Genomic DNA, 13,876 nt, shown 5'->3' with positions numbered 1-13,876 from the left:
TCACAAGGCATCCCCAAATAAAAACGGGCGGCGACCTCTTGATCGCCGCCCGTCGTTTACAACGACCACGCAATTACCAGATCACAACCTGCTTGTCGCCCTGACGCACCATCGCATCGCCCGCCTTGCACGAGAACGCAGCGGCGAACGCCGGCATGTTCGACGGTGCACCGATGGCGCGGAAGTTGGCCGGTGCGTGCGGGTCGGTCTTCAGGCGCACGACGAGTTCTTCCGGGGTGAAGTTGCGGCGCCACACCGTGGCCCAGTTGAGGAAGAAGCGCTGGTCGCGGGTGATGCCGTCGGCCTTCGGGTCGTCCTTGCCGGCAGTGGCGGTTTTCATGGCGTCGTAGGCGGTATTGAGGCCGCCCAGGTCGGCAATGTTTTCGCCCAGGGTCAGGTCGCCCTTGACCTTGTCACCGGCCGGCGTGCGGTAGCTGTCGAACTGCGCCACCAGCTTGCCGGTGCGTGCCTTGAACGCGTCCAGATCCTTCTGCGTCCACCAGCCCGGATCGGGGATGAAGTTGCCATCGGCACCGAAGCGGCTGCCCTGGTCGTCGTAGCCGTGGGTCATCTCATGGCCGATCACCGCGCCGATGCCGCCGTAGTTCATTTCCTCCGGCGCATTCGGGTCGAAGAACGGCGGCTGCAGGATGGCGGCCGGGAACACGATCTCGTTCTGCAGCGGGTTGTAGTAGGCGTTGACCGTCTGCGGGCTCATGCCCCATTCGGTCTTGTCCACCGGCTTGCCGATCTTGGACAGGTTCCACTTGTAGTTGTATTCGGCCGCAGCCTGCACGTTGCCCAGGTAGCTGTCGCGGGTGGTGGTCAGACCATTCCACTCACGCCACTTTTCCGGGTAGCCGATCTTGGGCGTGAAGCTTTCCCACTTGGCGATCGCCTTGGTCTTGGTCTCCGGGCTCATCCAGTCCAGCTTTTCGATGCGGGCCTTGAGCGCGGTGCGCAGATTGGTCACCAGGGTTTCCATCTTGGCCTTGGACTCGGCGGGGAAGGCGACCTTGACGTACATCTGGCCCAGCGCTTCACCGGTCTGGCCGTTGATGGTGGCCAGCACGCGCTTCCAGCGCGGCTTGATTTCCTTCTGGCCGCGCAGGGTCTTGTTGTAGAACGCAAAGCTCTCATCGACGAAGGGCTGGCTCAGGTACGGCGAAGCGCCATCGACGGTGTGGAAGCGCAGGTACGCGCGCCAGATCGCCGGGTCGGTGTCGGCAATCATCTTGCTCACTTCCTGGTGGAAGGCCGGGATCGCCAGCGAGAACATCTCCGGCGCGGTCACGCCCTGCGATTTGAAGAACTCGGTCCACGACCAGTTCGGGGTCAGCTTGTCGGCGTCGGCCGGCGAGATCGGGTTGTAGGCCAGCGAGGCATCGCGCGACAGTTGCGTGCTGGTCTTGGAGACCTTGGCGAGACGGGTCTCGAACGCGACCACCTGCTTGGCCTGCGCGGCGGCATCGGCCGCGGCCACGCCGGACAGTTCCAGCACCTTGGCGACGTGCGCCTGGTAGGCGTCCAGCTTGGCCTTGTTGCCGGCGCTGGTGTAGTACTCCGGGTCCGGCAGACCCAGGCCGCCCTGCATGGCGTAGGCGATGTTCTGGCTGGACTTCTTGAAGTCCGCCTCGGCGCCGAAACTGAAGAGGTCGTTGTTGCCCTTGGCCGCGCTGCTGCGCAGATAGTCGACCAGCTTGGCCTGGTCGCTGATGGCGTCGATGGCAGCCAGCTCCGGCTTCAGCGGCTCGATACCCTGCGCGTTGATCTTGGCTTCGTCCATGCCGGTGGACCACAGGTCGCCGACGATCTTCTCCACGCCGGTGGCGCTACTGTCGGCCGCGGCCTGTTCCACCAATTGCTGCTGGACCGCATTGGAGCGCTCGTCGAGCATCTCGAACGCGCCCCAGCTGGTGCGGTCGCCCGGCACCGGGTTGGCGGCCAGGACCTTGGCATTGGCGTAGGCGTTGAGGTCGTTACAGGCATTGCCGTTGGGGTCGAGGTCTGCCGCAGTGAACTGGTTCACCGCCGGCAGCTTGCTCTGGTCCAGGGTCAGCGTCTTGGGCGCCGCAGGCGCAGTGGTTGCCGCAGGTGCGGCGTCGCCGGCCGGGGCCGCCGGCGCAGCGTCGTCGGATTTCTTGCAACCACTGAGCGCGGCCGCCACGGCCAGGGTCAACGTCAATAGATGAGGTGTTCGAATCACAAAGGCTCCAGGAGCAGCAGTCGATTGGGAAGCTCCGTCGCCGGAGCCGTGGCCGGCACTCTACGCCTCGCCAGCCGGATGGCATGGTGTCGAAGGTCATGGGTGCGGGGTGTGTAGAGGGCCGGTTGGCGGGCTCCGACGCAGCTGCAGCAAGGGACGCACTAAAAAAACGGCCCCTTTCGGGGCCGTGGAGAAGTGCGTGTTCTAGTTCTGAACGCTGCGCTTAAAAGTCATAAGCCGCAGAGAGACGGACGAAGCGCGGTGGGTTGAAGTAGGTGCCCATGCCATAGGTGTTGGACACCGTGTAACGGTCGTCCCCGTACACCGCTTCCGTACGTGTGGCATCGCGGTCGTTGAGTACGTTGAAGACCTGCAGCCCGATGGCGAGCTTGTGATCGGCAAACGACGGGCGATAGGTCACGCCCAGATCCAAATTCGTCAGCCAAGGCGTGCGGCCTGCGTCGCCCGGACGAGAAGGGGAACCGGCGCAATAGTGGTAAGCCGACTCATAGCCAATGGGATCCTGCTCGCCCTCGCCAAAATAGCCCAGGCACGATTTTGGTGTGCCGGACAACACGCGCACCGTGGCAGATGCCATCCATTCCGGTGTGAACTGATAGGCACCGAATGCCTTGAACTGATGGCGGCGATCATTGGCCAGACTTCCACCTGCGTAGTACATCAGCTCTGCCGAGTCCCAGTCCTGCGTCTTGGAAACGTCAGCCTGCCCCAGATCGGATTTCACCTGGCCTTCGGTGTTGCCGTACAGATGCGACCAGGTGTAATCGACGCGGCCGAACCACTTTTCGTCGAACGGATGTTCCAGGAACAAGTCGACCGACACGTAGTTACGCTTGGCACCGCTGGTGAATCCCCAATCCTCCTGAGACATACGCACCTGCGTGCGGCCCGAGCCGTCGACATTGGCCAGGTTGTAGGTGTTGGTTTCGCCAGGGTTGAACATCACGCAACCAGGAATGGCGACCGATGAGGCGTCAATGCCACCGGCTGCGAGCTTGTCGGCGATCCGGCCTGTATCGCAGACGTCATCGATCGCGGTCTGCAGCTTGCGATAGGTCACCTTTGCACCCGAGTTCCACTTCTCGCCGAGCGTCTTTTCAAAGCCCATCAGGAACTCATCCTGGTACTGGGACTTCAGATCGCTCGGTGCGAACGAATTCGGGTCGGGCGTCTGGCCGTATTCGCCGTTCGAAGACACCGGGCCCGGGCCCAACGCTCTCAGACCGGTCGGCTCTCCGTTTGCGTCCAACCCGCTATACGCGAAATATTCGTCGGTGTAGGTGGACGCAGACGCTCCACGCACTGCAACACTGTTTGGCAGCGCCAGGTAGTAACGACCGAGGTTGGCATACAGCTTCAGCGACGAGTCGCCAAACACATCCCAGCTCACGCCCAGACGTGGTGCCCACTGGTCACCACTGTCAACGTACGGAGCGCCGGCACTATTGAAGTTGGTGAACTTGTCGTTGCGGATGCCAAGCAGGACCAGCCACTTATCGGTGACCTGCCAGCGATCTTCCAGGTAGTACGCCTTCTGCTCGACGGCCATGCTGGTGGTCGTGGTGAAGATACGGCGCTGCGCATAGTAGCCATTGCCGCCCGATGGGCCGACACCCAGACTAGGACGGATGTCGACGGCCGGGTTGGACTGTCGTGCGAACAACCACTGGTATCCGGGGCCAGTGGTGCGAACACCTTCATCAGACGCATTGAAATACATGTTGTCCACGCCAGCGGTCAGGTCGTGGTCACCGAGCCGGTATTCGAGTTCAAGCCGTAAGCTGCGGGTCTTGTTCTGTGGGCGATCGGCCTTGGTGCGGTTGCTTGCCTGATCATTGGTGATCGGCGTACCCCCGGTCAGTGCAGGATCCTGATTGGTCACGTTCTGCAGGTAGGGCAGGTTGGAAACGTACGGATTGCCCTGCAGATTGTCCTGGCGGCTACGGCCCCAGGTGGCGTTCAAGGTCAGGTCATCGGTGAGATACCCGGTGTACTTGAAGATGTCGTAACGGTCTTTGATCTTGTAGGTATCGGCGAACGTCCCGCTACGACCACCACCGGACAAGGTGTCGTAGTCGAAATCGGTGTAATAGCCCGCGCGACGATCAGTGCTTTCGATGCGGGTGTATTCCAGAATGTTGCTGTCGTTGATGTTCCAGTCGATCTTGCCGTAAAACTTCGGTGCGCTGTACGAGTAATTGTTGCGACCCAGAATGCTTGCCGCGCTGGAGTTGGTGGACACGCCGTCGGTCTTGTCGGATTCGCCGGCAACAAATACGAAGAGCTTGTCTTCGATCAACGGGCCGCCCGCATAAGCGCTATAGACGGTACGGTTGGCGGCGTCGTCTTTGCGGCTACGGTAGAGCGTTCCCGGCTGGTCTGCATTGGTGTATTCGAAATCGGCCGGCAGTGTGTTGTTGGGGAAGCGCACGTTCTCAGGCGAGCTTGCGAGCGCTTTAGGCTCCCAGACGGCCTGAGCACCAAAATGCCATTCGTTGGTGCCGCGCTTGCCTACCTGATTGATCACGCCGCCGGTGGAGCGACCGTAACGCGCGCTGTAACCGCCGGTGTAGGTTTCCTGCTGGTCGATGGCACCGTACGGCAAGCTAACGCCACCCAGGTTGCTGAGCGGATTGCTGACGTTGAATCCGTTGATGTAATAAGCATTTTCGGTAACGCCCGCGCCGCCGAATGAAACGACCGAGCGTGAGCCGTTATCGAACGCGCCGCTTCCCGCGACAGCACCAGGTGCTAGCAGCGCAATTGCCTCAGCGCTGCGTCCAAGTGGCAGGATCGCAAGCTGCTGGGAAGTGATGACCGACCGTGCACTCGTCGAGCTCACATCGATCTTCGGTGCATTGGCGGCAGTGACAGTGATCGCGCCCAGCGTTGTTGCATCGGCGCTGCCTGCGGCGCTTGCGCCAGCAAACGACACTTCAGTGCCCGAGCCGACGCGCAGTTGCACGTTCTTGCGGGTATCGACGACCTGGTCGCCGCGCTTCAGGGTAACGGTATAGGCACCCACCGGCAGCGAGCCGAGGTTGTAACGGCCATTTGCATCGATGGTGATGGTGCGGCTGAGGCCGGTATCGCTCTGTACAACGATGGTGCTGCCGGCTTCGGACGGGGCGCTGCCGTAGATGCTACCGGTGGTGCTTTGCGCGTTGACCGCGCCGTTGGCTAGGCAGGCACCGAGCACGACGGCGAGGGCGGTGCGCTTGAGGACCTGGCGACGAAATTGATTGCTCATTCCTGACCTTTCAACTGGATTTCGGATAAGGGGCGGTCATCGGGGAGTCAGATGGCCTTAACCCGAACGTAATGAATCTGTGTCTGAGGGTGCAAGCGATTGAAACCATTTCTTAATGAAAGAGATGAGATCCGCGTTAGAAGCGATGAATTCGGCACAAACGGGCGGCAGAGAGCACGCTGAAACAAACAACCTCAACAATTGCCAGCGTGAGCTAGTTACATTCGATACAGATATGCCGGCCCGCCGGCAGCAAGCTCGACCTGCTGAGGTGGTTGCGACCGGCGCACCCGCTGCACAGGGCACTTTGCTGCGACGTCTGCAAAAAAAAGAGCCCCGACCAGCGGGGCTCTTCCTCCTCACAACCCTCAGAACCGCACGGTCGTCCCCAAATAGAAAAACCGGCCCACGTTGTCGTACAACGCGGAGTTGAAGTCCGAGCCGAAGTAATTACGCGGCGGGTCTTTGTCGAAGGCGTTGTCGATGCCCAGGTAGACGTCGATCTTCGAACCGGGGAACTGATAGCCGAACTGGAAGTTGTGGTAGACGTACGAGCCGTTCTTGATCGGGCTGGCCGAGCCCGGATTGCTGTTGTAGCTTTCCGGGGTCACGCGCAGGTTGCCGTCCACGTAGTTCATGTCCCACGACGCGCGCCATTCGTTCCAGTTGTACTTGGTCTGGAACTGCGCGCGCCAGCGCGGGTCGGTCACGTAGGTCACGTACTCGTCGTACTCGGCCGGGAAATCCTGGAATACCCATTCGCGCACTTGATCAATCAGTCGCGTTCGCTAGGTGGCGGCTGAACCAGACCTCGAATTTATTAAGTCCTCTAATCATGTCCGCATTTGTGAAATACGTCGAGACGCGGCAATGAGCGGCTTTGGCCTGCGGCGGTACCGAGAGGGCGGGGGCGTGGACTCAAGCCGGTAAACTGGGAGACTTCGCGGGTGCACCCACGGGCGTGATCCCTCGCAACCGCCTACGAAAACACTGGATAAGCAATGGCAACGATGATTGAAAACGAAGCGTGCCCAGGCACCGGCGGCGCGCAGGACGGCGAGGCATGAGCGCAGAACGCAGGATTCCCGCGCATGCGGTGCAGGGCGCGCTGGCGCCGCACCCGCGTATCCGCAATGTGATTGCGGTAGGGTCGGGCAAGGGGGGGGTGGGCAAGTCCACCACCGCGGTGAATCTGGCGCTGGCGCTGCGGCAGCAGGGCGCGCGCGTGGGCGTGCTGGACGCCGACATCTATGGGCCGAGCGTGCCGGCGATGCTGGGGTTGAGCGGTAAGCCGGACAGCCCGGATAACAAGTCGATCGAACCGCTCCGCGCCTTTGGAATCGAGGCGATGTCGATCGGCCTGCTGGTGGATCAGGACACCCCGATGATCTGGCGCGGGCCGATGGCCACCTCGGCGCTGACCCAGTTGTTCAACGACACGCTGTGGGACGACCTGGATTATTTGCTGATCGATCTGCCGCCTGGCACCGGCGACATCCAGCTGACCCTGTCGCAGAAGATCCCGGTGGCCGGCGCGTTGATCGTGACCACGCCGCAGGACATTGCGACGCTGGATGCGCGCAAGGCGCTGAAGATGTTCGAAAAGGTCGAAGTGCCGGTGCTGGGCATCATCGAGAACATGGCGGTGCACACCTGCAGCAACTGCGGCCATCGCGAGCATCTGTTCGGCGAAGGCGGCGGCGAGCGCATGGCCGCGCAGTACGGCGTGCCGCTGCTGGGGTCGCTGCCGCTGGATGTAAGCATCCGCGAGCAGGGCGATGCCGGTCAGCCGATCGTGATTGCCGCGCCGGACTCCGCGGCCGCCCAGGCCTATCTGGTGGCCGCCAGCCGCTTGTCGGAAGAATTGGGCAAGCGCCCGCGCGCCAGTATCCCGATTTCCGCCTCGCTGCTGTAACGCGTCGGCCGGCTTCCGGTGCCGGCCGCTGCTAGACTTTGCCGTCTTTCGCGCGGGCCGCCCGGCCTGCCGCCTTCCGTCTTCAAGGAACACCGCATGAGCATCAAGAGCGACCGCTGGATCAAGCGCATGGCCGAGCAGCACGCGATGATCGAGCCGTTCGAGCCCGGCCAGATCAAGCACGACGCCGCCGGGCAGCGCATTGTCAGCTTCGGCACCTCCAGCTACGGCTACGACGTACGCTGCTCGCGCGAATTCAAGATCTTCACCAACATCAACTCGACCATTGTCGACCCGAAGCATTTTGATCCGGGCAGCTTTGTCGATATCGAATCGGATGTCTGCATCATCCCGCCCAACAGCTTCGCACTGGCGCGCACGGTGGAGTACTTCCGCATTCCGCGCGACACCTTGGTGGTGTGCCTGGGCAAGAGCACCTACGCGCGCTGCGGCATCATCGTCAACGTGACTCCGCTGGAGCCGGAGTGGGAAGGTCACGTGACGCTGGAATTCAGCAACACCACGCCGTTGCCGGCGCGCATCTACGCCAACGAAGGCGTGGCGCAGATGCTGTTCTTCCAGTCCGATGAAGTGTGCGAGACCTCGTACAAGGACCGTGGCGGCAAGTACCAGGGCCAGACCGGCGTGACCTTGCCGCGGACCTGAGGCACGGGCTGCCGTGGCCTTCAGCAGGTCGCGGCGGCTTTATCGCGGTAGCGCAGCAGCTGGCGCACGCCGGCAGCGATCAGAAAGGCCGGCCACCAGGTGGCGATCAGGTGGCCCACATCCAGATCGGCCAGCCCCAGGTTGTCCAGCAGAACCAACGCGCCCAAGACGATCAGAAACAGGGCAGGAATCAGGCGGTAGTGCATGGCGACATCCTCGGTTGGTGTGAGGCCATGCTGCGCGCGATACGGCTGCCGATCAGGTACCAGAAGTCAACAGTTGCGGATGACAGTCGTCATGTTGCATCCCTACTGAGCGCGTCAGGATGGTTGACCAGGGCATGCAATGCGTTGCCTGTCAGTTTTTTTCGGGCAGATGCGGCAGAGCAAGATGTCCTGACGCAGTGGGCAGCTGGCAAGTGCAGGAGCTTCGCCCGTACCCTCATCCGCCCCTGCGGGGCGCCTTCTCCCCATAAAGGAGGGCAATGTCCCGACGGGAGAAGGGAGCGCCCGGTGATTCGTTTGCAACGCCAGGACCAGAACCGGGCATCACCTCCCTGGAATCACAGCAAGCCGCCGAACGGAGAACCTTGTTTGGACGGAGAACCTTCAGCGCAAGCACGCCGCTTTGACGATTCCCCAATCCCGATTCCCGAATCCCCGCCCGACCTACTTGCCGCGCCCGAACAGCATCCCGATGCCGCAGGCGACCAGCGCCGCCGGCCACCAGGTGGCGATCAGCCGGCCAAGACTGAGATTGGTCCAGCCCAGATTGTTGGCCAGGAACAGCAGGCCCACCAGGATCAGGATCAGCGCGGCGACGACATTGGATTTCATGCGAGAAGGCAGGTTGGCGAACGGGCGCCTATCGTAGCCGTTGCGCCCATGCCGCGACACGCTCCCGCAGGGCGTCGGCGGCAAATCGCTGCGCGCTGCCGTTGCCCCAGACCGGCCCGGGCCAGGCCGCATCGCCCGGATGACGGCCGACCAGGTGCACGTGCAGCTGCCGCACGATATTGCCCAGCGCACCGAGATTGAGCTTGCCCACGCCGGGCTCCACGCGCAGCAACTGCGACAGCTGGTTGATTTCGGCCAGCAACAGGCGCTGCTGGCCGCCATCCAGATCGATCCACTCGCTGACATCGGCCACCCGTGGCACCAGCACCAGCCACGGGAAGCGTGTGTCGTCCATCAGGCGGACCTGCGACAACGGCCCGTCGGCGACGAACACCGTGTCAGCCGCCAGGCGCGGATCCAGCTGAAACCCGTCCGCTGCAGCACTGCCGGATGTCGGTGCACTCATCCCAGGTGCGCTTCGAAGAAGCCCAGGGTGCGTTCCAGCGCGCGTTCGGCGCTGTCGGCGTCGTAGTGGGTGGGGTCGATGCTGCGATTGAAGGCATGGCCGGTGGGGTACACGAAGGTTTCCATCTGCGGCAGCTTCTCGCGGTGTGCCTGGATCGCTTCCGGCGGGATGCTGGCGTCCTGCTCGCCGAAGTGGAACATCACCGGTGCCTTGGGGGTTTCGTCCAGCAGCTGGGTGTTGCGGCCGCCGTAATAGCTCACCGAGGGCAGGCCCAGGCGGATGGCCGACAGCAGCGCCACCGAGCCGCCCCAGCAATAGCCCACCGTGCCCACCTTGCCGGCGCGGGTCAGCAGTGTAGCGGCGGATTTCACCACCTCTACCGCGCGCTCCAGGCCGACCGCATTGGCCAATGCCAGACCGCGCTGGAGGCTTTCCTGGTCGTAGGGCAGCTGCACGTCCTTTTCTTCCAGATCGAAGAAGGCCGGTGCCAGCACCTCGTAGCCGCGCGCGGCGTAATCGTCGGCGACCGCGCGGATATGTTCGTTGACGCCAAAGATCTCCTGAATCACCACCAGGCCGCCGCGCGGGCTGGAGGCGGGGGTGGCGTGCCAGGCGGCAACCTGGCCGTCGGGGGTGTCGAGCGTGGTCCAGTGACCCATGGGAATTCCTGATGTGCAGCGGGGGGAGGCGCGCATTATCGACCGGACCGGCATCGTGAAAAGTGAGGGTTTCGCAAAGCCGACCCCGCTAGCGATGCACGGCGGTTCAGGGCGCTGCCCGCGCGCCGCTATAATTGGCCCTGCCCAGGCCCCAGGCCGCTCCACTCCCAGGCTCCTGCTTCCATGTCCCAGCTGAACCCCAAAGTCGGCTTCGTCAGCCTTGGCTGCCCGAAGGCGCTCGTCGATTCCGAACGCATCCTCACCCAGCTGCGCGTGGAGGGCTACGACATCGTGCCCAGCTACGACGCCGCCGACGTGGTGGTGGTCAATACCTGCGGCTTCATCGATTCGGCGGTGACCGAATCGCTGGATGCGATCGGCGAGGCGATGAACGCCAACGGCAAGGTGATCGTGACCGGCTGCCTGGGCAAACGCCCGGAGCAGATCCGCGAGGCCTACCCGCAGGTGCTGGCGGTGTCCGGCCCGCAGGACTACCAGAGCGTGATGGAAGCGGTGCACGCCGCGCTGCCGCCGCGACACGACCCGTTCGTGGATCTGGTGCCGGACTACGGCATCAAGCTGACGCCGCGCCATTACGCGTATCTCAAGATTTCCGAAGGCTGCAACCATCGCTGCAGCTTCTGCATCATCCCCTCGATGCGCGGCGATTTGGTCTCGCGCCCGGTGGACGAGGTGTTGCGCGAAGCCGAACGGCTGGTGCGCGGCGGAGTCAAGGAGCTGCTGGTGGTCTCGCAGGACACCTCCGCCTACGGCGTGGATCTGAAATACGCCGAGCGCCCGTGGCGCGACCGCATGTATCAGACCCGCATGAAGGCGTTGTGCGAAGGCCTGTCGGAGCTGGGCGTGTGGACGCGCCTGCATTACGTCTATCCGTACCCACACGTGGACGACGTCATTCCGCTGATGGCCGAAGGCAAGCTTTTGCCGTATTTGGACATCCCGTTCCAGCACGCCAGCCCGCGCATCCTCAAGCTGATGAAGCGCCCGGGCGCGGTGGACAAGACCCTGGAGCGTGTGCAGCGCTGGAAGGCGATGTGCCCGGAAATTACCGTGCGCTCAACCTTCATCGTTGGCTTCCCCGGTGAAACCGAGGCCGAGTTCGCGTCCATGCTGGACTTCCTGGACCAGGCGCAGCTCGATCGCGTGGGCGCGTTCGCATACTCGCCGGTGGATGGTGCCAGTGCCAATGCGCTGCCGGACCAGGTGCCGGAAGAAGTGAAGCAGGAGCGCCTGGCGCGCTTCATGGCCAAGCAGGCGGAGATCTCTGCGCTGCGTCTGGAAGCCAAGATCGGCAGCGTGCAGCAATGCCTGGTGGATCTGATCGAAGACGACATCGCGGTGGCACGTTCGCGCGCGGACGCACCGGAAATCGACGGCCTGGTGCATATCCAGAACGGCGGCGAGCTCGGCCTGAAGGTCGGCGACCTGGTCGACGTGGAAATCACCGACAGCGACGAGCACGACCTGTTCGGCGATGCGCTGCCGGCCAATGGCGCGATCCAGCAAGGGCGGTCGTTGAATCTGCAGATGGTGTAACCGGCCACGTGCCGGGACACCGCCGCCCGTAGGAGCGCACTTGTGCGCGATGAGGCGTTATCGATGATGCCCCCATCGCGCACACGTGCGCTGCTGCACGCGCCAAGGTCACCCTGACCCCGGCCGCCGAGCGCCAGCGGAATGCGATCACGCGGCTACTGGCCGGTGTAATGGACCGACACCACCACGAAGCTGTGCTTGCCAGACGGCAGTTGCGCGTCGAATTCGTCGTCCACGCGTTTTTTCAGCAGCGCGCGCGCCAGCGGCGAATCGATGCTGATCCAGCCGCGTGCGGCATCGGTTTCGTCCGGGCCGACGATGCGGTAGCGCAGCAGCTCGCCGCTGTCAGCATCTTCCAGTTCCACCTGGGCGCCGAAAAACACCGCCTGCGGGTCGGTGGGCGCGGTGTCCACCACGCGCAGCGCTTCCAGGCGCTTGCTCAGGTAGCGCACGCGGCGGTCGATCTCGCCCAGCTGCTTCTTGCGATAGGTGTACTCCGCGTTTTCCGAGCGGTCGCCTTCCGCAGCGGCCGCAGCCAGTGCGCGCACCACCTCCGGCCGGCGCACGCGCCACAGCTCTTCCAGCTCGGCCTTGAGGCGCGCATGGCCTTCCGGGGTGATCAGTGCGGTGCTTTTTTCGGCAGGCGGGCGCCAGCGGCTCATGGTCGGGCGTGGCATCGAACGGCGGGGGGCGCGATGCTAGCGCGCATGGCGTGCTTGCGCATCTGCCGCCGCACAGCGAAGCTTTCCGCCATTCTCGGACACGGATGTCGTCATGCTGCTCATGCCGCTGCACAAACCCTGGTCGCGCCAGAACATTCCCTGGGTGACGCTGCTGCTGGTGCTGATCAACGTGGTCGTCTACGTCGGTTATCAGCGCAAGGACGATGCGCTGGTCGAGGACGCCGTGCGCTATTACGTCGACTCCGGGCTGGGCACGCTGGAAGCGGCGGCGCACGCCCGCTATCTGGAACAGACCAGCGACCCCAGGTTGCGTGCTGCGCGGCAGGGCAAGCTGGCTGCCGCTCCTGCGCGCCAGCGCACCGCCTATCTGGCCCACCTGACGATGCACGATGTCGCCTTTGCGCAGGCGTTGCGCGGCGGCACGCTGTTCAACAACGAAGAACAGCTGCGCCAATGGCAGGGCTTGCATGCGCCGTACGACGCGCGGCTGTCCAGGGTATTCACGTTGCGCCATCTGCAACGCAGTTCCGAATGGTCGCCTGCGCGCATGCTGTCGGCCACCTTCCTGCATGGAGACCTGAATCATCTGTTCGGCAACATGGTGTTTTTGCTGGCGCTGGGTACCTTGCTGGAAGGTGCGATCGGCAGCGGATGGTTCCTGCTGCTGTACCTGGCAGGCGGTTTCGGCGCCAGTGCGGCGAGCCTGTGGTGGCGTTGGGGCCAGCCCGGTGGCGGGCTGGGCGCGTCCGGCGCCATTGCCGCACTGATGGGCGCATTTTGCGTGGTCTGGGGCCGCCGTCGGGTGCGGTTTTTCTACTGGTTTTTCGTGGTGTTCAACTACGTGCGCGGGCCTGCAATCCTGTTGCTGCCGCTATGGCTGGGCTGGGAAATCTACAGCCTGCTGTGGAGCGAGAACGGCTCGGTGGCGTTCGAGGCGCATGCCGGCGGCCTGGTCAGTGGCGCGCTGCTGGGCGCGATCCTCGTGGGCACGCGTCAGATCCGCCCGGCGTTCATGGACGAGCACGCGCCTGCGCAGGCCGATGACCGCTGGGCGCGCGCGCAGTCGCATCTGGGGCGTATGGAAAACCGTGAGGCAGAGCGGTTGCTGGCCGAGCTGGCCGACGAAATGCCGCAGAGCCTGGAAATCGCGCTGGCGCGCTACCGCGTTGCACGCAATGCCGGGAGCAGGCAGGACACGCTGCGACACGCGCAGACCATATTGCGGCTGCCGTCGCATACGGCAGAACAGACACGACTCCAGCTGGGCGTGGCAGCAGAGCTGGGCAAGGACCTGGCCCTGTGCGAGCTGCCGGCTCGCATGGCCTTGGTCGACGCCTGCCTCGGCAACGGGCTGCTGGCCGATGCCGAGCGTGTGTTGAAGGACTGCGAAAGCGACGCGCCCCGGGCCGAGCTTGCCCAGCGATGGTTCGTGCTGGCATTGCGCCACGGCGACCTGCGCGCCGGGGAGCAGCGCACGCGTTTGCTGCGACTGGTGCTGGACCAGTTTCCCGAGCAGGGGCAGGCGGCCAAGGCACGGTTTCTGCTCGAGAACGGATGAGCGTGGCGAACGACATCGGGCGGCGCGTTGTCAGGTGGGGGGGGGGGACGACGCGGAGA

At 63.7% G+C, this 13,876-nt stretch carries 11 protein-coding genes and 1 pseudogene; 4 read left to right on the top strand and 8 right to left on the bottom strand.

The genetic code is table 11. From position 1 onward, the window contains the following. Positions 1–73: 73 nt before the first annotated feature. The 3 genes and pseudogenes from ABQZ09_RS09915 to ABQZ09_RS09905 all read right to left on the bottom strand — a co-directional run. The gene (locus ABQZ09_RS09915) at positions 74–2,185 is read right to left on the bottom strand and encodes a M13 family metallopeptidase (RefSeq protein ID WP_349776840.1); all 2,112 of its coding nucleotides are present in this window, start codon (positions 2,183–2,185) and stop codon (positions 74–76) included. 244 nt (positions 2,186–2,429) lie between these two features. Next, the gene (locus ABQZ09_RS09910) at positions 2,430–5,477 is read right to left on the bottom strand and encodes a TonB-dependent receptor (protein WP_228314043.1); all 3,048 of its coding nucleotides are present in this window, start codon (positions 5,475–5,477) and stop codon (positions 2,430–2,432) included. Between the two features lie 368 nt (positions 5,478–5,845). After that, a pseudogene (locus tag ABQZ09_RS09905) lies at positions 5,846–6,262 on the bottom strand (TonB-dependent receptor); the annotation flags it as partial. A 278-nt stretch (positions 6,263–6,540) separates the two neighbouring features. Between ABQZ09_RS09905 and apbC the strand changes: the two are divergent. Continuing rightward, complete coding sequence (gene apbC, locus ABQZ09_RS09900) at positions 6,541–7,392, top strand: iron-sulfur cluster carrier protein ApbC (RefSeq protein ID WP_349776779.1); 852 nt, start codon at positions 6,541–6,543, stop codon at positions 7,390–7,392. Between the two features lie 96 nt (positions 7,393–7,488). Beyond that, entirely contained in the window at positions 7,489–8,058 is a 570-nt protein-coding gene (gene dcd / locus ABQZ09_RS09895; protein ID WP_010366727.1) for a dCTP deaminase, read from the top strand. Between the two features lie 20 nt (positions 8,059–8,078). Here the strand turns inward: dcd and ABQZ09_RS09890 are convergent, their stop codons facing one another. From ABQZ09_RS09890 to ABQZ09_RS09875, 4 genes are all read right to left on the bottom strand, one after another. Next, the gene (locus tag ABQZ09_RS09890) at positions 8,079–8,264 is read right to left on the bottom strand and encodes a LiaF transmembrane domain-containing protein (RefSeq protein ID WP_228314039.1); all 186 of its coding nucleotides are present in this window, start codon (positions 8,262–8,264) and stop codon (positions 8,079–8,081) included. A gap of 462 nt (positions 8,265–8,726) precedes the next feature. After that, entirely contained in the window at positions 8,727–8,894 is a 168-nt protein-coding gene (locus tag ABQZ09_RS09885) for a LiaI-LiaF-like domain-containing protein (RefSeq protein WP_003486900.1), read from the bottom strand. A 28-nt stretch (positions 8,895–8,922) separates the two neighbouring features. Next, complete coding sequence (locus ABQZ09_RS09880) at positions 8,923–9,360, bottom strand: HIT domain-containing protein (protein WP_228314038.1); 438 nt, start codon at positions 9,358–9,360, stop codon at positions 8,923–8,925. Beyond that, a complete protein-coding gene (locus tag ABQZ09_RS09875; RefSeq protein WP_039406157.1) occupies positions 9,357–10,019 on the bottom strand; it encodes a dienelactone hydrolase family protein in 663 nt (220 codons plus the stop codon). Before ABQZ09_RS09875 ends, ABQZ09_RS09880 begins: the two co-directional genes overlap by 4 nt. 183 nt (positions 10,020–10,202) lie before the next feature. On the opposite strand from ABQZ09_RS09875, the gene rimO reads away from it, so the two are divergent. Continuing rightward, complete coding sequence (gene rimO / locus ABQZ09_RS09870) at positions 10,203–11,576, top strand: 30S ribosomal protein S12 methylthiotransferase RimO (RefSeq protein WP_228314037.1); 1,374 nt, start codon at positions 10,203–10,205, stop codon at positions 11,574–11,576. A gap of 155 nt (positions 11,577–11,731) precedes the next feature. On the opposite strand, the gene greB is transcribed toward rimO, so the two are convergent. After that, complete coding sequence (greB, locus tag ABQZ09_RS09865) at positions 11,732–12,238, bottom strand: transcription elongation factor GreB (protein WP_228314036.1); 507 nt, start codon at positions 12,236–12,238, stop codon at positions 11,732–11,734. Between the two features lie 112 nt (positions 12,239–12,350). Here greB and ABQZ09_RS09860 point away from each other — a divergent pair, with 112 nt between their 5' ends. Beyond that, positions 12,351–13,817 carry a rhomboid family intramembrane serine protease gene (locus ABQZ09_RS09860; RefSeq protein WP_349776778.1) on the top strand — a complete coding sequence of 489 codons (1,467 nt, stop codon included), beginning with the start codon at positions 12,351–12,353 and terminating at the stop codon, positions 13,815–13,817. The last annotated feature ends 59 nt before the right edge of the window (positions 13,818–13,876 follow it).

The sequence above is a fragment of the Xanthomonas sp. WHRI 6106 genome (assembly GCF_040202405.1).
GTDB classification, from domain to species: domain Bacteria; phylum Pseudomonadota; class Gammaproteobacteria; order Xanthomonadales; family Xanthomonadaceae; genus Xanthomonas; species Xanthomonas cannabis.
Note: the sequence above shows the minus strand (reverse complement) of the source record. Positions and strands in the feature narration are given on the sequence as shown.

Bases quoted from the DNA above. Each gene is read 5' to 3' on its own strand.
- ABQZ09_RS09885 (WP_003486900.1), bottom strand. From the start codon at position 8,894: ATGAAATCCAATGTCGTCGCCGCGCTGATCCTGATCCTGGTGGGCCTG.
- ABQZ09_RS09880 (WP_228314038.1), bottom strand. From the start codon at position 9,360: ATGAGTGCACCGACATCCGGCAGTGCTGCAGCGGACGGGTTTCAGCTG.
- greB (WP_228314036.1), bottom strand. From the start codon at position 12,238: ATGAGCCGCTGGCGCCCGCCTGCCGAAAAAAGCACCGCACTGATCACC.
- ABQZ09_RS09910 (WP_228314043.1), bottom strand. From the start codon at position 5,477: ATGAGCAATCAATTTCGTCGCCAGGTCCTCAAGCGCACCGCCCTCGCC.
- ABQZ09_RS09890 (WP_228314039.1), bottom strand. From the start codon at position 8,264: ATGCACTACCGCCTGATTCCTGCCCTGTTTCTGATCGTCTTGGGCGCG.
- rimO (WP_228314037.1), top strand. From the start codon at position 10,203: ATGTCCCAGCTGAACCCCAAAGTCGGCTTCGTCAGCCTTGGCTGCCCG.
- ABQZ09_RS09875 (WP_039406157.1), bottom strand. From the start codon at position 10,019: ATGGGTCACTGGACCACGCTCGACACCCCCGACGGCCAGGTTGCCGCC.
- ABQZ09_RS09860 (WP_349776778.1), top strand. From the start codon at position 12,351: ATGCTGCTCATGCCGCTGCACAAACCCTGGTCGCGCCAGAACATTCCC.
- apbC (WP_349776779.1), top strand. From the start codon at position 6,541: ATGAGCGCAGAACGCAGGATTCCCGCGCATGCGGTGCAGGGCGCGCTG.
- dcd (WP_010366727.1), top strand. From the start codon at position 7,489: ATGAGCATCAAGAGCGACCGCTGGATCAAGCGCATGGCCGAGCAGCAC.